11 protein-coding genes are annotated in these 17233 nt (G+C 72.1%); 10 read left to right on the top strand and 1 reads right to left on the bottom strand.

The genetic code is table 11. The features are described 5' to 3' along the window. Positions 1–255: 255 nt before the first annotated feature. The 8 genes from QUG98_RS07980 (at position 256) to holA (ending at position 13234) form a co-directional block, all read left to right on the top strand. Entirely contained in the window at positions 256–1668 is a 1413-nt protein-coding gene (locus tag QUG98_RS07980; RefSeq protein WP_289470026.1) for a cytochrome ubiquinol oxidase subunit I, read from the top strand. Between the two features lie 17 nt (positions 1669–1685). Further along, positions 1686–2690 carry a cytochrome d ubiquinol oxidase subunit II gene (cydB, locus tag QUG98_RS07975; RefSeq protein ID WP_289470025.1) on the top strand — a complete coding sequence of 335 codons (1005 nt, stop codon included), beginning with the start codon at positions 1686–1688 and terminating at the stop codon, positions 2688–2690. A 9-nt stretch (positions 2691–2699) separates the two neighbouring features. Next, positions 2700–4379: a thiol reductant ABC exporter subunit CydD gene (gene cydD, locus QUG98_RS07970; protein WP_289470024.1), complete on the top strand. Its 1680-nt coding sequence runs from the start codon at positions 2700–2702 to the stop codon at positions 4377–4379. Next, a complete protein-coding gene (cydC, locus tag QUG98_RS07965) occupies positions 4376–6085 on the top strand; it encodes a thiol reductant ABC exporter subunit CydC (protein ID WP_289470023.1) in 1710 nt (569 codons plus the stop codon). The genes cydD and cydC overlap by 4 nt, the downstream gene beginning before the upstream one ends. Before the next feature lie 69 nt (positions 6086–6154). Further along, the gene (gene leuS / locus QUG98_RS07960) at positions 6155–8740 is read left to right on the top strand and encodes a leucine--tRNA ligase (RefSeq protein ID WP_289470022.1); all 2586 of its coding nucleotides are present in this window, start codon (positions 6155–6157) and stop codon (positions 8738–8740) included. A 116-nt stretch (positions 8741–8856) separates the two neighbouring features. Further along, positions 8857–9672, top strand: a complete 816-nt coding sequence (locus QUG98_RS07955) for a ComEA family DNA-binding protein (RefSeq protein ID WP_289470021.1) — start codon at positions 8857–8859, stop codon at positions 9670–9672. A 3-nt stretch (positions 9673–9675) separates the two neighbouring features. Continuing rightward, positions 9676–12351 carry a ComEC/Rec2 family competence protein gene (locus QUG98_RS07950; protein WP_289470020.1) on the top strand — a complete coding sequence of 892 codons (2676 nt, stop codon included), beginning with the start codon at positions 9676–9678 and terminating at the stop codon, positions 12349–12351. Then, positions 12260–13234 carry a DNA polymerase III subunit delta gene (gene holA, locus QUG98_RS07945; RefSeq protein ID WP_289470173.1) on the top strand — a complete coding sequence of 325 codons (975 nt, stop codon included), beginning with the start codon at positions 12260–12262 and terminating at the stop codon, positions 13232–13234. The genes QUG98_RS07950 and holA overlap by 92 nt, the downstream gene beginning before the upstream one ends. A gap of 207 nt (positions 13235–13441) precedes the next feature. On the opposite strand, the gene rpsT is transcribed toward holA, so the two are convergent. After that, positions 13442–13702, bottom strand: coding sequence for a 30S ribosomal protein S20 (gene rpsT, locus QUG98_RS07940; protein ID WP_289470019.1), 261 nt, complete (start codon positions 13700–13702; stop codon positions 13442–13444). 292 nt (positions 13703–13994) lie between these two features. On the opposite strand from rpsT, the gene QUG98_RS07935 reads away from it, so the two are divergent. Together QUG98_RS07935 and lepA are read left to right on the top strand one after the other, a co-directional pair. Beyond that, complete coding sequence (locus QUG98_RS07935; RefSeq protein WP_289470018.1) at positions 13995–15161, top strand: pyridoxal phosphate-dependent aminotransferase; 1167 nt, start codon at positions 13995–13997, stop codon at positions 15159–15161. A 156-nt stretch (positions 15162–15317) separates the two neighbouring features. After that, positions 15318–17165, top strand: coding sequence for a translation elongation factor 4 (lepA, locus tag QUG98_RS07930; RefSeq protein WP_289470017.1), 1848 nt, complete (start codon positions 15318–15320; stop codon positions 17163–17165). Positions 17166–17233 lie beyond the last annotated feature (68 nt).

The raw sequence follows: 17233 nt of genomic DNA, 5'->3' as shown, positions 1-17233 counted from the left end.
CGACAGGTGTCGGGCTTCGGCCCGGCACCTGTCGTCGTTCGTGCACGGGGTTCCCAGGCACCGTCGTTCCGCACGGTTGTGCCGACCAGGGACGCTGCACGTTCGTGCAGAGTGACCCTCTACAACTTGTCGAAGCAGGTGTCTGGCCGGTAGCGTGGAGGTGTCCCGACGGGGTGACAAGTACCAGTTCCTCCTCTCGGAAGAGGCATCTCTCGTGCACGAACAGCGCGCGGCGGGCCGGCTCGGACACGCCGCATGAACGATCTCCTCGATCCCCTGATCCTGTCGCGGTGGCAGTTCGGTCTGACGACGATCTACCACTTCCTCTTCGTCCCGCTGACCATCGGCATGGCGCTCGTCGTCGCCGTGTTCCAGTCGGCGTGGGTGCGGACCGGGCGCGCGCACTACCTGCAGCTGACCCGCTTCTTCGGTCGGATCTTCCTCATCAACTTCGCGATGGGCGTCGTGACCGGCATCGTGCAGGAGTTCCAGTTCGGGATGAACTGGTCGAACTACTCGCGGTTCGTCGGTGACGTGTTCGGTGCACCGCTCGCGCTCGAAGGCATCCTCGCGTTCTTCTTCGAGGCGGCGTTCATCGGCATCTGGATCTTCGGCTGGGACCGCCTGCCGCGGGCCCTGCACCTGGCGAGCATCTGGTGCGTCAGCGTCGGCACGATGATGTCGGCGTACTTCATCCTGGCCGCGAACGCCTTCATGCAGCACCCGGTCGGCTTCGCGATCAACGAGGCCAAGGGCCGGGCCGAGCTCACCGACATCTGGGCCGTCCTGACGAACAAGGTCGCGCTGGCCGCCTTCCCGCACACGCTCTTCGGCGCGTTCATGGTCGCGGCCTCGGTGATCATCGCGGTCGCCGCGTGGCACCTGGCCCGCAACCAGAACCTCGAGACGATGATGCCCGCGCTCAAGTTCGGCATGTGGACGATGCTCGCGTCCGGTGCGCTGACCGTGCTGTCCGGCGACCAGCTCGGGCTGACCATGGTCGACACGCAGCCGATGAAGATGGCCGCGGCCGAGGCGCTCTACAACACCTCGACGGGCAAGGACGCCTCGTTCTCGATCTTCACGCTCGGCACGCCGGACGGGGTCCACGAGCTGTTCTCGATCCGCATCCCGTACCTGCTGTCCTTCCTGTCGACGCACACGTTCACCGGCACGGTCGAGGGCATCAACGACCTGCAGGCGCAGTACTCGCAGGTCTACGGTCCCGGCGACTACAAGCCGATCATCTGGGTGACCTACTGGTCGTTCCGCTGGATGATCGCCCTCGGTGTCGGCGCGGTGCTCGTCTCGGTCGTCGGCCTGTGGCTGACCCGCAAGGGCCGGTTCCCCACGCAGCGCTGGGTCTGGCGCGTCGCGACCTGGTCGGTCCCGCTGCCCATGGCCGCGATGATCATGGGCTGGGTCTTCACCGAGATGGGCCGCCAGCCGTGGCTCGTGTTCGGCCTGCTCCGCACGGCGGACGGGGTCTCGCCGAACGTCACCGGGGTCGAGGTCCTCATCTCCCTGGTCGTGTTCACGCTGATCTACGGCGCGCTCGCGGTCGTCGAATTCGGGCTCATCAAGAAGGTCGCGCAGGAGGGCCCCGCCGCGCCTGCGGAGGTCGACGAGGCCACCGGCGAGGTCAAGCACGAAGTGACGGTCTACTAGGAATGGAACTGCCTGAGATGGATCTCCCCGTCCTCTGGTTCGCGATCGTCGGACTCTTCTTCGTCGGGTACTTCGTCCTCGACGGGTTCGACTTCGGCGTCGGCATGTCCCTGCCGTTCCTCGGCAGGGACGACACCGACCGCCGAGTCCTCATCAACACGATCGGCCCGGTCTGGGACCTCAACGAGACCTGGGTCATCGTCGCCGGGGCCTGCCTGTTCGCGGCGTTCCCGGAGTGGTACGCCACGATGTTCTCCGGCTTCTACCTCGCACTGCTGCTCATCCTGGTGGCGCTCATCGCCCGCGGGGTGTCGTTCGAGTACCGCCACCAGCGGAAGCACCCGGAGTGGAAGCGTCGCTTCGACCTGATGATCGTCGTCGGCAGCGCCGTCCCGGCGTTCCTGTGGGGTGTCGCGTTCGGCAACGTCGTCCGGGGCATCCCGATGGACGCCGGACACAACTTCACGGGCACGTTCCTCGACCTGCTCAACCCCTTCGCGCTGCTGACCGGGCTCGCGACCCTGCTGGTGTTCTTCACGCACGGTGTCGTGTTCGTCGCACTGAAGACCGAGGGCGACATCCGCGAGCGGGCGAAGCGCCTGGCGACCCGGGCGGGCGTCCTGACGATCGTCGTCGCCGCCGCGTTCCTGGTGTCGATGGCGTTCGTCCGCGCGACCCCGCCCAGCCTCGTGCTCTCGGTCGTCGCCGCACTCGCGCTCGTCCTGGCCGTGCTCTGCACCGCCTGGGGCAAGGAGGGCCGCGCGTTCGCGCTGATGGCGGTCACGATCGCCGCGGTGGTCCTCGCGATGTTCACGGCGATCTTCCCGGACGTCATGCCCGCGTCGAACGACCCGGCGAACAGCCTGAACGTCACGAACGCGTCGAGCGGCCAGTACACGCTGACGGTGATGAGCTGGGTGGCGCTGGTCTTCGTGCCGCTCGTGCTCGCCTACCAGGCGTGGACGTACTGGGTGTTCCGCAAGCGCGTCTCGCGCGCGCACATCGACCAGGCCGCGCACTAGGAGCCCCCGGTGAAGCCGCTCGACCCTCGTCTGCTCCGCCTGTCGCGCGCTGCGCGCTGGTCCGTCGTCGCGTCCGCGGCGACGGGCCTGGTCCGCACGCTCGCGACGATCGGCATCGCGTGGGGGATCGCCACGGCGGTCACGCTCGGCGTCGACGCGGTACGTGACGGGCGGCTCGCCGACGGGGAGCTCCCCGCCGCGTTCGTCCCGACGCTCGCGCTGCTCGCCGGCGCGTTCGTGGTCCGGGCGATCGCGGCCTGGGCGACCGACGACCTGGCGGCCCGGGCCGGCGCGACGGTGAAGAGCGAGCTGCGCGCGACCGTCCTCGCCCGTGCGGCGGAGCGCGGCCCGTCCTGGCTCGCGGAACGGTCGAGCGCCGGCTTCGCCACCGCCCTCGGCCCCGGGCTCGACGCCCTGGACGCCTACTTCGGCCGCTACGTCCCCCAGCTCGCGCTCACCGCCGTCGCGACCCCGGTGCTCCTCGTCGCGATCGGGTACGGCGACCTGACGAGTGCGGTCGTCATCGTGCTCGCCATGCCGGTGATCCCCGTGTTCATGGTGCTCATCGGTCTGGCGACCCAGGCGCTCCAGCGGCGGCAGTCGGACGCGCTCACCCGGCTCGGCGGTGCGTTCACCGAGGCGGTCGAGGGGCTCGCGACCCTCAAGGTATTCGGACGTGCCCGCCGCCAGGTCGGCCGCATCGGCACCGTCACCGACGAGTACCGCCGCGGCACCATCGGGGTCCTGCGGCTGTCCTTCGTCAGCGGCTTCGCCCTCGAGCTGGCGGCGAGCCTGTCCGTCGCCCTGGTCGCGGTGTCGATCGGCGTCCGGCTCGTCGACGGGTCACTCGGCCTCGGTGCCGCGATGTTCGTCCTCGTCCTCGCCCCCGAGGCCTTCGCGCCCCTCCGCCAGGTCGGTGCCGACTTCCACGCAGCCCAGGACGGCGTCGAGGCATCCGGTGCCGTGCTCGACGTCCTCGACGATCACAGCCGCGCGGCGTCGACCGACACCGATGCCCCCGACGCCCCGGCGGGCGCGGACACCGACCTGGTGCTCGAGGGCGTGGTGGTCCGCCGACCGGACGTCGTCGTCGGCCCGCTCGACCTGCGCGCGGGGCCCGGCACCGTCGTCGCGCTCGCCGGACCCAGCGGCTCCGGCAAGTCCAGCCTGATCGCCGCGATCCGCGGCGTCCTGCCGCACGACGGTACGGTGAGCGTGCCCGGCCCGGCGGGCGCACCCCGCGTGGAGCGCACGACCTGGGGCGACCAGCGCCCGCGCCTGGTGCGTGGCACGGTCGCCGAGAACGTCGCCCTGCACACGCGACCCGACGACCACGACGTGCGCCGCGCACTGGGCGAGGCGGGGCTGGGACTCGACCCGGGCCTCCCGGTCGGACCGGGGGGAGCCGGCCTGTCCGGCGGCCAGGCGCAGCGCGTCGCGGTCGCGCGTGCCCTCTACCGGGCCCGTCGCGCACGCACCCCGCTCGTCCTGCTCGACGAGCCGACGTCGGCCCTCGACGCGGACGCGGAACGCACCGTCGTCGACGCCGTGCGGTCGCTCGCGGCCGACGGTGCGGTCGTCGTGGTGGCGAGCCACCGCCCCACCGTGCTGGCCGCCGCGGACGTCCGCGTCGACCTCCGCCCCGGGGGAGTCGTGACCGTGACGCACCGACAGGAGGCACGCGCATGAGCCGGGAGGCCCGTCCCACCTCCGTCCTGCGGCTGGCCCTGCCCCACGGGGCCGGTTGGGCGAAGGCGGTCACCGCCGGCACGCTCAGTGCCGTCTGCGCGGTCGCGCTCCTCGCCGCGAGCGGCTACCTCATCACCCGCGCGGCCGAGCAGCCACCGATCCTGTACCTGACGCTCGTCATGGTCGGGGTGCGCGCGTTCGCCCTCGGCCGTGCCGCGCTGCGCTACGTCGACCGGCTCGCCGGGCACGATGCGTCGTTCCGTCAGCTCGCCGTCGTCCGCACCGAGATGTACCGTCGGCTCGCCTCGGTGGCGCCCGCCGGGCTCGGAGCGACCGGGCGCGGCGACCTGCTCACCCGGCTCGTCACCGACACCGACCGGCTGCAGGACCTGCCCATCCGCGTCGTCGGACCACTCGTCTCCGCGGGTGTCGTCGCCCTCCTCTCCGTCGTCGCGGTCGCCGTGGTCTGGTGGCCGGCGGCGGTCGTCCTCGTCGTCGCCCTCGCGCTCGCCGCGCTGCTCGGGACGGTCACCACGCTCGCCGTCGCCCATCGGTCGGACCGCGAGACGGCCGCCGAGCGCGGACACGTGGCCGACCTTGTGCTCGACACCGTCCGGACCCTCGACGTGTTCACCGCCTACGGCACGCTGCCCGACCGGCTGTCGACCATCGCGGCGCTCGATGCCCGTGTCACGCGCGCGGTCCGGCGTCGTGCGACCGTCGAATCGCTCGTCGGGGCCCTCATCGGCCTGGTCGGCGGCGGCGCCGTCGTGGGGGTGCTCGCGGTCGGGGCGCCCGCGGTCGTCTCGGGTGCGCTGGGCGGACCGCTCTGGGCGCTCGCCGTCTTCGTGCCCCTCGCACTCTTCGAGGTCGTCGGCGGGGTCCCGCTCGCCGTCCTGACGCTCCGACGGGTCCGCGCTGCCGCCGAGCGGGTCGAGCAAGTCGTCCCCGCGACGCTGCCGGACGGCATCGTGCCGGAGCCGGACGAGGCCGCGGACCCGGCGGAGCTCGTCGTCGACGGGCCCGTCCGCCTCGCGCTGCGCGACGTCACCGTGCGGTGGCCTGGCGCGACGACCCCGGCGGTCGACCGGGTCTCGCTCGACCTGCACCCGGGCGAGGTCGTCGTGCTCGAGGGTCCGAGCGGCGCCGGGAAGTCGACGCTCGTGGACGCCCTGGTGCGGTTCGTCGACCACGAGGGCTCCTACACGCTCGACGGGGTCGAGGCCCGGACGATGCACCCGGACGCGGTCCGTGCCCGGGTCGGGCTCGTGGAGCAGGATCCGTTCGTGTTCGACCAGTCGGTGCGGCAGAACCTGCTCTTCGCGCGCGACACCGCGACCGATGCCGAGCTCACCGACGTGCTCGACCGGGTGGGGCTCGGCCCGTGGGTCGGACGGCGCGGCGGGCTCGACGCCCCGGTGGGGGAGCGCGGCGGGCTGTTGTCCGGCGGACAGGCGCACCGGCTCGCGCTCGCCCGTGCGCTGCTGCACGCGTTCCCGGTGCTGGTGCTCGACGAGCCGACCGCCGACGTCGACCCGGACCTCGGCGACGCCGTGCTCCGCGACCTCGTCGGTGCCGCGCGGCAGGACGGTCGCACGGTCCTGGTCGTGTCGCACGTGCCGGTGCCGGCGGACCTCGTGGACCGAACGGTGCGGATGCGCGACGGGCGGATCGTCGCCGACGGAGTCGGTCCCCGGATCCGGTGACCGCCCGCCGGAGGTGCGGGCCGTCGGCGGGGCCGGGGCGGGCCTCCAGGCCTTGTACCCTTGGTGATCGTGACCACCGAGCACTCCACTGCGCACTCGACCGAGCACTCCGGCGCGCCCGCAGCCGTCGACCCGGACGCCTACGACTTCCGCCGCATCCAGGAGAAGTGGCAGCCCCGCTGGGAGGAGCTCGGGCTCTTCACGACCGACCTCGACGACTCGCGCCCGCGCAAGTACATCCTCGAGATGTTCCCGTACCCGTCCGGCGACCTGCACATGGGGCACGCCGAGAACTGGGCGCTCGGCGACTTCGTGGCGCGCTACTGGCGGCAGCAGGGGTTCAACGTCCTGCACCCGATCGGCTGGGACTCCTTCGGGCTGCCCGCCGAGAACGCGGCGATCAAGCGCGGCGTCGACCCGGCGGAGTGGACGTACGCCAACATCGAGCAGCAGAAGGCGTCGTTCAAGCGGTACGCGCCGTCCTTCGACTGGACGACCGAGATCCACACCTCGGACCCCGAGTACTACAAGTGGAACCAGTGGCTGTTCCTGAAGATGTACGAGAAGGGCCTGGCCTACCGGAAGGACAGCTGGGTCAACTGGGACCCGGTGGACCAGACCGTGCTCGCGAACGAGCAGGTCCTGCCCGACGGCACCTCGGACCGCTCCGGCGCCGTCGTCGTCAAGAAGAAGCTGACGCAGTGGTACTTCGCGATCACGAAGTACGCTGATCGGCTGCTCGACGACCTCAACCAGCTCGAGGGGCGGTGGCCGGCGAAGGTCATCGCGCAGCAGCGCAACTGGATCGGCCGCTCGGTCGGTGCCGACGTCGACTTCGTCATCGAGGGGCGCGACGAGCCCGTCACCGTGTTCACCACGCGGCCGGACACGATCCACGGGGTGACCTTCCTGGTCGTGGCGCCGGACTCCGACCTGGCGGCGTCGCTGGTCTCGTCTGCCGAGCCCGCGGTGCGCGACGCGTTCGACGAGTACCTGACCGCGACGCAGAAGACCTCGGAGATCGATCGGCAGAACGCCGACCGGCCGAAGACGGGCGTGCCGCTCGGACGCTGGGCGATCCACCCGCTGACGGGGGAGCGCCTGCCGATCTGGGCTGCCGACTACGTGCTCGCCGACTACGGGCACGGTGCGGTCATGGCCGTGCCGGCGCACGACCAGCGCGACCTCGACTTCGCCCGGGCGTTCGACCTGCCGGTGCGGGTCGTCGTCGACACCAACCAGCCGGTGACCGGCGCGATCCCGGTGATCCCCGAGGGCGCGACGCTCGAGGACCTGCCCGCCCTCGACCCGGTGGCGACGGGCGAAGCCCTGACCGGCCAGGGCCGGATGATCAACTCCGGACCGCTCGACGGCATGTCGAAGCAGCACGCGATCACCGCGGCGATCTCCCTGCTCGAGGAGCGCGGGACCGGCCGGGCCGCGAAGACGTACCGCCTGCGCGACTGGCTCATCTCGCGCCAGCGCTTCTGGGGCACCCCGATCCCGATCATCCACGGCACCGACGGCACCGAGCACCCGGTCCCGGTGGACGAGCTGCCGGTGCGCCTGCCGTCGACCGAGGGCCTCGACCTCAAGCCGAAGGGCACCTCGCCGCTCGGTGGGGCGACCGACTGGGTGAACGTGCCGAACCCGGTCGACGGTACCCCCGCGACGCGCGACACGGACACGATGGACACGTTCGTCGACTCGTCGTGGTACTTCCTGCGCTTCCTGTCCGCTCAGGACGACACGCAGGCGTTCGACCCCGAGGCCGCGCGGAAGTGGGCGCCGGTCGACCAGTACATCGGTGGCATCGAGCACGCGATCCTGCACCTGCTGTACGCGCGCTTCGTCACGAAGGTGCTGTTCGACCTCGGCTACCTCGACTTCACCGAGCCGTTCTCGGCGCTGCTCAACCAGGGCATGGTGCTGTCCGGCGGCTCGAAGATGTCCAAGTCGAAGGGCGGTGTCTCGCTCGGTGACGAGCTCGACGCGAACGGCGTCGACGCGATCCGTCTCGTGATGGGCTTCGCCGGTCCGCCGGAGGACGACATCAACTGGGAGGACGTGTCGCCGTCGGCGTCCGCGCGCTTCCTCGCCCGCGCCTACCGCCTGGCGCTCGACGTCACGTCGACCCCGGACGCCGTGTGGGCCGACGGCGACCGTGCCCTTCGCCAGGTGACGCACCGGTTCCTCGCCGACGCGCCGGGGATGATGGAGGCGTTCAAGTTCAACGTCGTGATCGCGCGCCTGATGGACCTGGTCAACGTCACCCGCAAGGCCATCGACAGCGGCCCCGGCGCCGGCGACCCGGCGGTGCGCGAGGCCGTCGAGACGATCGCCCTCGCCCTCGCCGTCTTCGCGCCGTACACCGGAGAAGAGATGTGGGAGAAGCTGGGCTACGAGGCGACCGTCGCCACGTACGGCTGGCGGAAGGCCGACCCGACGCTCCTCGTGCAGGACACCCTCACCGCGGTGGTGCAGGTCAACGGCAAGGTGCGCGACTCGTTCGAGGTGTCGAAGTCGATCGAGGCGGACGAGCTCGAGCAGCTCGCGCGCGATTCGGCGAACGTGCAGCGGTACATCGGCGACCGCGAGATCGTGAAGGTCATCGTGCGGGCGCCGAAGCTCGTGAACATCGCGATCAAGGGCTGACACGGCGCCTGCTGGGGCTGGCGGCAGTCCTCCCCAGCTGACCGGCCCGGCGGGTCCCTCCACAGGAGGGACCGCCGGGCCGTCGGCGTTCCCGCGGCCGACCTACCGTGCCGGGCATGACTGCTCCGTCTCCTGGACGGCCCGGTGGCGGGTCGTGGGTCTCCCGGTCCGCGCTGTCCCCGCGGGCGGCCGTGGTGCTGGCCGCGGTGGTGGTCGTGCTCGCCCTGGTGGTCGTCGCGATCAGCACGATCGGTACGCACTCGTCGGCCGGTGTGACGGTGACGAGCGGCCCGTCGTCCGCGGCGGTCAGCGGGCGCTCCGACTCCGTGCCGGATGCGGGTGCGTCGGCCCCGTCGGACGCGGGCTCCGGCTCCGGCGCGGGCTCCGGCTCCGGCGCGGGCTCCGGCACGCCCTCCGGCTCGCCGAGTGCGGCGGTGGTCTCCGTGTACGTGGTCGGCGCGGTCGCGCGGGCCGGGGTCGTCGAGGTCCCCGCCGGGACCCGCGTGGACGAGGCGCTGCGGCGGGCCGGGGGTGCCACGGGAGACGCCGACCTCGCTCGGCTCAACCTCGCTCGTCCGGTCGTGGACGGAGAGCGTCTGTACGTGCCGCGGGTCGGGGAGGACGACGTCCCCGAGGCACTCCGGCCGGATGCGCCGGGGGTCGGTGGCTCGGGTGGCGGGGGAACGGGTGCCGGCGGCGCCGCAGGGGGCAGCGGCGCGGGCGGAGGGGCCGCCGGTGCGGCCGTCGTCGACCTGAACACCGCCGACCAGACGACGCTCGAGACGCTGCCGGGCATCGGCCCGGCACTCGCGGCGCGCATCCTGGCATGGCGGGAGGAGCACGGTGGCTTCACGGCCGTGGACGACCTGCTCGAGGTCAGCGGCATCGGGGAGACGCGGCTCGCCGAGCTGCGCGACCGGGTCCGGGTCTGAGCCGTGGACGTGCGCACGAGCGTCGGGGACCTGCGTCCGCGGGCGGCCGAGCTGCGTCTGGCGGGTCCGGTGCTGCTCGCGTGGGTCGAGGCCGTCCTGCTCGTCGGGGTGCCGTCCGCCGCGTGGTGGTGCGCCGCGTCGACCGGGGCGGTCGGCCTCGTCGTCGTCCTGGTGCTCGTGGTGCTGACTCGGTCCGGACGGCAGGGCGGATCCGGCATCGACGACGAGGGCGCCGTGGTCCCCGACCCGTCGACGGATCACCACCGGGCGGTGGCGCGCGGTGTGCTCGGCGTCGTCCTCGTCACCGCCGGTTGCTGTGCGCTGGTCGCGGTGGCCGTCGCGGCGGGTGCGCCCGAGCGGTCGCCGGAGGCACTCGTCGACCGGACGGATCGGACCGTGTCCGTCGAGGTCGTGCTGACCCGGGACCTCGCCGACGCCGACCGGTCCACGACGGGCACGGTGCGTGCGCTCGACGCCGTCGGTGGGCTCGACGTCCCGGTGCGCGTGGTCCCCGGCGAGCGGCTCCGCGCGGCGGCCGGGTCGACGCTCCGCGCACGCGGGACGGTGCAGCTCGACGACGACGGGTCCCCGACCGCGGCGGTGGTCTTCCTGCGCGGACACCCGTCGGTCGTGCCACCGACGGGGCCGCTCGCGGCGACGGACCGCGTCCGGCAGGCGTTCGTGGCCGTGACGGACGGGCTGCCCGAACCCGGCGGCGCCCTGCTGCGCGGCTTGGCGATCGGGGACCGCAGCGGACTCGATCCGGCGACCGAGGCCGCGATGGAGACCACCGCGTTGACGCACCTGACGGCGGTGTCCGGTTCGAACTGTGCCGTCGTGGTCGCGCTCGTCGTGGCCGGGTGCCGAGCGATCGGGCTCCCGCGGGTGGTGCGGGTGGTCGTGGCCGTCGGGTTCCTCGCCGCGTTCGTGGTGCTCGTGCGACCCGACCCGTCGATCGTGCGCGCGGCGGTGATGGCGGTCGTCGTGCTGGCCGTCCGGCTCTCCGGCCGACCGCTCCGCGGGGTCCCGCTGCTGGCGCTGACGGTGCTCGGCATGCTGGTGGTGGACCCCTGGTACGCCAGGGCTCCTGCGTTCGCGCTGTCGGTGCTCGCCACGGGCGGCATCATCGTGCTCGCCCCGCCGCTGACCGCGCTGCTCGCCGAGCGGTGGGGTCGGGCCGTGGCCGCTGCCGTGGCGATCCCGGTCGCGGCACAGCTCGCGTGCTGGCCGGTGACGGTCGTGCTCGCCCCGTCACTGCCGACCTACGCCGTGCCCGCGAACCTGGTGACGGAGCCCCTCGCGCCGGTCGTCACGGTGACCGGACTCCTCGCGTGCCTGCTCGCTCCGGTGTGGCCGTGGGGCGCCGGGGTCGTCGCCCACGTCGCCTGGGCGCCCGCGGCGGCGATCGGCACGATCGCCCACGGTGCGGCCGCACTGCCCGCGGCGACACTCGACTGGCCGGCCGGACCACTCGGCGTCGCGACGGCGGGGACGGCGAGCACAGCGGTGGCCGCTGCCGTGCTTGCGGATCGCCGCCGACGGACCTCGGCGCTGGTGGCCGCCGGAGCCGTCGTCGCGATCGGCCTCGGGGTCGTGGCGGTCCCGCGGCTCGTCGTGCGGTCGACCGTGCCCGGCGACTGGTCGGTGGCGGCGTGCGACGTCGGCCAGGGCGACGCCGTCCTGGTCCGTGACGGCGCCGGGCCGGTCGCCCTCGTCGACACCGGGGACGACGAGGGACTGCTGCTCCGGTGCCTCGAGCTGCTCGGGGTCGACCGCATCGACCTGCTGGTGCTCACCCACTTCGACCGCGACCACGTCGGCGCGGTCGGGGCGGTGACGGACCGGGTGGCGCGGGCGCTCGTCGGGCCGGTCGGACGGCCCGAGGACGACCGGGTCGTCGAGGAGCTCGACCGGGCGGGCGTCGAGGTCCGCACCGCCGACGACGGGACCTCGGGCACCCTCGGTGCTCTCGACTGGCGGCTGGTGTGGCCGCCGGCCGGTTCGCCGGACTCCGGCAACGATGCGAGTCTCGTGCTCGAGACGATGCGCGGCGCAGCGTGCACGGCGTGCGTGACGGGAGTCTTCCTCGGTGACCTCGGGGCGCACGCGCAGCGGCGGCTCCGACCGATCGTGGAGTCGCACCCCGACGTGGTGAAGGTCGCCCACCACGGGTCCGCCGACCAGGATCCTGCGCTGTACCGACAGCTCGCGGCACCGGTCGGGCTCATCGGGGTCGGCGCCGACAACACGTACGGGCACCCGACGGCAGCGGCGCTCGACGCCCTCCGTGCTGCGGGGACGACCGCGTTCCGCACCGACGAGCAGGGCACCGTCGTGGTCTCGCGCTCGGCCGACGGCGCGCTGCAGGTCTGGACCGAGCGGACGGCTCCCCGGCCGTCGGTGGCGGCGCTGATCGGGACGGTGCCGGCTCGGTCGGCGGCTGCGGCTGCGGCAGTCCGGCCGGTCGCTGCTCCGTCGGCGGCGGCCCGTAGGATCGGACCAGGCCCCGACCAGCTCGTCCCGGAGCCGACGGAAGGAACGCATGCCCGCCAAGAAGCCCTCGCGCGCCGCCGCCGCGATCGACCAGGTGCCGTGGTCCGGCGTCCGACCGGCCCCCGTCGTTCTCGTCACCGGGCCCGAGCAGTTCCTGGCCGAGCGCGCGAGCAGCGTCCTCCGTGACCTGCTCGTCGGCGAGGACCCGGCGCTCGAGGTGCACGACCTCGAGGCGGACCAGTACGCACCGGGCCTCTTGGCGACGCTCGCGAGCCCGTCGCTCTTCGGCGAGCCGCGACTCGTGCGGGTGACGAACGTCGAGAAGTGCACCGACGCCTTCATCACCGAGACGATCTCGTACCTGCAGGCGCCCGCCGACGACGTCACGCTCGTGCTGCGCCACGGTGGCGGCATGCGCGGCAAGAAGCTGCTCGACACGATCCGCAGCGGTGTCGGCGGGGGCGTCGAGGTGCAGTGCGACGAGCTCAAGCGCGACACCGACAAGATCGACTTCGTCAACGCCGAGTTCCGGGCCGCCCGGCGGAAGATCGCTCCCTCGGCGGTCCGGACCCTCGTCGCGGCGTTCTCGGACGACCTTGCGGAGCTCGCGGCCGCCTGTCGACAGCTGCTGGCGGACGAGGCCGAGGAGATCACCGACCGGACCGTCGACAAGTACTACGGCGGCCGCGTCGAGACGAACGCGTTCAAGGTCGCCGACATCGCACTCGCGGGTCGCTCGGCCCCGGCGATCGTCGAGCTGCGGCACGCCCTGGCGACGGGCGAGGCCCCCGTGCCGATCGTCGCCGCGTTCGCGAGCAAGATCCGCACGATGGCGAAGGTCAGCTCCTTCCGCGGGACGAGCGGACAGGCAGCGTCCGCGCTCGGCATGGCGCCGTGGCAGGTCCAGCGTGCGCAGCGCGACGTCGCGGGGTGGAGCGAGGCTGGGCTGGCGAACGCGATCACCAGTATCGCGGCGGCGGACACCGCGGTGAAGGGCGGGTCGCGCGACGCGCACTACGCGCTCGAGGTCATGGTCCGGACCATCGCCCGTCGCGGCGAGGAGCGCTGAGGCGGGACGCGCCTCCCGGATCGAACCACGGATCCGACACCGAACCAGCGGGCGGTCCTGGTTCGATGTCGAGAACCTGGTTCGTCGGCCACCGCTCGTCGGCCGTCGCTCGTCGGCACTGCACCTCGGTCACCTCGACGCGCACACACCCGGAACGACGAGAGCCCCGCACCATCGGTGCGGGGCTCTCGTGCAGGTGTCAGACGCTCAGAGCGCGGAGACCTTCTTGGCGATGGCCGACTTGCGGTTCGCCGCCTGGTTCTTGTGGATGACGCCCTTGCTCACAGCCTTGTCGAGCTTCTTCGACGCGAGGGCCAGGGCCGCGACGGCCTTGTCCTTGTCGCCGGCGACGACGGCCTCGTTCGTGTGACGGATGACCGTCCTGAGCTCCGAGCGGTAGGCCTTGTTGCGCTCCTGGGCCTTGAGGTTGGTCTTGATGCGCTTCATCTGCGACTTGATGTTCGCCATGCGTGTTGCTCCTTGTTCGTCTGCTACGGGTGGTCGCGACGTCGGGTAGAGGGGCCCTCTGTCGCATCGCGTTCCACCCGTGGGCGGGGAACGCGGAAGCCAGCCACCGACTCTACCAGCAGAGCGACGGACGACCAAAGCCCCGACTCGCCGGACGCGCAACGCGCCGGACGAGCGACGCGCCGGACGAGCACCGCACCGGCCGAGCACCGCTGCACTCGAGCGTCACGGCACCGGACCGGCCGCGAGCGGCGGAAACGATCCCGCAACATGGACGGGCTACCGTGACGAGGTGCCCTCACTCGCCCCGCGCATCGACTCCGTCCCGGCCTCCGGTATCCGCCGCGTCTACGAGCAGGCCGCCCTGCTGCGTGCGGACGGCACCGACGTCGCGATGCTCGTCATCGGCGAGCCCGACGTCCCGGTCGCCCCGCACATCGGCGAGGCAGCCCGGCGTGCCTGGAGCGAGGACCGCACCGACTACACACCGAACGGCGGCGTCGCGCCACTGCGCGAGGCGATCCGCGACAAGCTCCGACGCGAGAACCGCATCGACGTCGACGTCGAGCAGGTCTGGATGACGATCGGTGCGACCCAGGCGCTGTTCCAGGCGATGACCCTCGTGCTCAGTCCGGGCGACGAGGTCCTCGTGCCGGACCCCGGCTACACGACCTTCACGATGAACGCGCACATCATCGGGGCGACCCCGGTGCCGTACCGGCTCGAGCCACAGCACGACTTCGAGCCGGACCTCGAGGCGCTCGAGGCGAGCATCACCGAGCACACCCGCGCGATCGTGGTGAACTCGCCGTCGAACCCGCTGGGCTCGGTGTTCGGCGAGGAGACCCTCCGCGCCCTGCTCGCCCTGGCGAAGCGGCACGACCTCTGGGTCATCAGCGACGAGGTCTACGAGTACTTCACCCACGGCACGCGCCACGTCAGCATCGCGTCGCTCGACGAGGACGACCGGGTCTTCACCGCCTTCTCGCTGAGCAAGACGTACGCGATGACCGGCGTCCGGGTCGGCTACCTGGTGACGCCGAAGGGCATGGGGCCGACGATGCGCACGACGCAGGAGGCCATGATCAGCTGCGTCGCCGAGCCGGACCAGTGGGCCGCCCTCGCGGCGATCGTGGGCGACCACCAGGCCGTGCAGGACGCCCGCGAGCACTACCGGGCGAACCTCGCCGTCGCGAAGGAGGTCCTCGACGCGGCTGGCATCCGCTACCTCGACCCGCGCGGGGCCTTCTACCTGTGGATCGACGTCTCGCACGCCTCGCAGGGCGACGTCGCCGAGTGGGCGCTCGCGTTCCTTCACCGGGAACACGTCGCGGTCGCGCCGGGCAGTGCGTTCGGCCGCTCCGGCGAGGGCTGGGTCCGGGTCTGCCTGGCGGCGACCGTCGAGGACCTACGCCGCGGCCTGGGCGCGCTGCCCGCGCCCGTCTCGGCGACCGTCTGACGGACGGGAGGGTGGTGGCGGCCCCGCCAGGCGCCTCCAGGCTGTCCTGCACACCGTCCCGGTCCGTGCCGCGCCACCACAGGCCGGGCGCCGGTGCGCGCTGCCCGCGTGCAACCGTGGGACAATCGTTCGACCGCACCGACCCCCTGAGGAACCGTGAGCCCACAAGCATCCGCGCCGCTCGAGCCCGCCGCGACCCCGGCCGAGGCGATCCGCAACTTCTGCATCATCGCGCACATCGACCACGGCAAGTCCACGCTGGCCGACCGCATGCTGCAGATCACCGGCATCGTCGAGGAGCGGGCGATGCGTGCGCAGTACCTCGACCGCATGGACATCGAGCGTGAGCGCGGCATCACGATCAAGTCACAGGCCGTCCGCATGCCGTGGGAGCTCGACGGGCAGACCTTCGCCCTGAACATGATCGACACCCCGGGCCACGTCGACTTCTCGTACGAGGTCTCGCGGTCCCTCGCCGCGTGCGAGGGTGCGATCCTGCTCGTGGACGCGGCCCAGGGCATCGAGGCGCAGACGCTCGCCAACCTGTACCTGGCGCTCGAGAACGACCTCGAGATCATCCCGGTCCTCAACAAGATCGACCTGCCCGCCGCCGACCCGGACAAGTACGCGGCCGAGCTCGCGCAGCTCATCGGCGGCAAGCCGGAGGACGTGCTGCGTGTGTCCGGCAAGACCGGTGCGGGCGTGCCCGAGCTGCTCGACCGGGTCGTGGGCTCCGTCCCGGCGCCCGTCGGCACCGTCGACGCCGAGCCGCGCGCGATGATCTTCGACTCGGTGTACGACAGCTACCGCGGTGTCGTCACCTACGTGCGCATGATCGACGGGACGATCAAGCCGCGCGAGAAGATCCAGATGATGTCGACGCGCACCACGCACGAGATCCTCGAGATCGGCGTCTCCAGCCCGGAGCCCAAGCCGACCAAGGGACTCTCGGTCGGCGAGGTCGGGTACCTGATCACCGGCGTGAAGGACGTCCGCCAGTCGAAGGTCGGCGACACGGTCACGAGCGCGCAGCGCCCCGCGACCGAGGCACTGCCCGGCTACACGGACCCGAAGCCGATGGTCTTCTCGGGCCTGTACCCGATCGACGGTTCCGACTACCCGGACCTGCGCGAGGCGCTCGACAAGCTCAAGCTCTCCGACGCTGCGCTCGTGTACGAGCCCGAGACCTCGGTCGCGCTCGGCTTCGGCTTCCGCTGCGGCTTCCTCGGCCTGCTGCACCTCGAGATCATCACCGAGCGCCTGTCGCGGGAGTTCGGCCTCGACCTCATCACGACCGCGCCCAGCGTGGTGTACGAGGTCACGAGCGAGGACAACTCCGTGACCGAGGTCACGAACCCGTCCGAGTTCCCGGGCGGCCGCATCGTCGAGGTCCGCGAGCCGATGGTGCGCGCAGCCATCCTCGCGCCGAAGGACTACGTCGGCGCGATCATGGAGCTCTGCCAGTCGCGCCGCGGCTCCCTGCTCGGCATGGAGTACCTGGGTGAGGACCGCGTCGAGATCCGCTACGAGATGCCCCTCGGCGAGATCGTGTTCGACTTCTTCGACCAGCTGAAGAGCAAGACGCAGGGCTACGCCTCGCTCGACTACGAGCCCACCGGCGACCAGGCTGCCGACCTCGTCAAGGTCGACATCCTGCTGCAGGGCGAGCAGGTCGACGCGTTCAGCGCGATCGTCCACCGCGACAAGGCCTACGCGTACGGCACGCTGATGACCGAGCGACTCCGCAAGCTGATCCCGCGCCAGCAGTTCGAGGTGCCGATCCAGGCCGCGATCGGCGCGCGCATCATCGCCCGCGAGAGCATCCGGGCGATGCGCAAGGACGTCCTGGCGAAGTGCTACGGCGGTGACATCACCCGCAAGCGCAAGCTCCTCGAGAAGCAGAAGGAGGGCAAGAAGCGCATGAAGATGGTGGGTCGCGTCGAGGTCCCGCAGGAAGCCTTCATCGCGGCGCTCTCGGGCGACGTGGAAGAGAAGAAGAAGTAGCTCGACGACCACGAGCAGCACGGCCGAGCCCCGCCACGAGCGGGGCTCCGTCGTCCGTTCCGAGCTCC

The sequence above is a fragment of the Curtobacterium subtropicum genome (assembly GCF_030362975.1).
Taxonomy (GTDB): Bacteria; Actinomycetota; Actinomycetes; order Actinomycetales; family Microbacteriaceae; genus Curtobacterium; species Curtobacterium subtropicum.
Note: the sequence above shows the minus strand (reverse complement) of the source record. Positions and strands in the feature narration are given on the sequence as shown.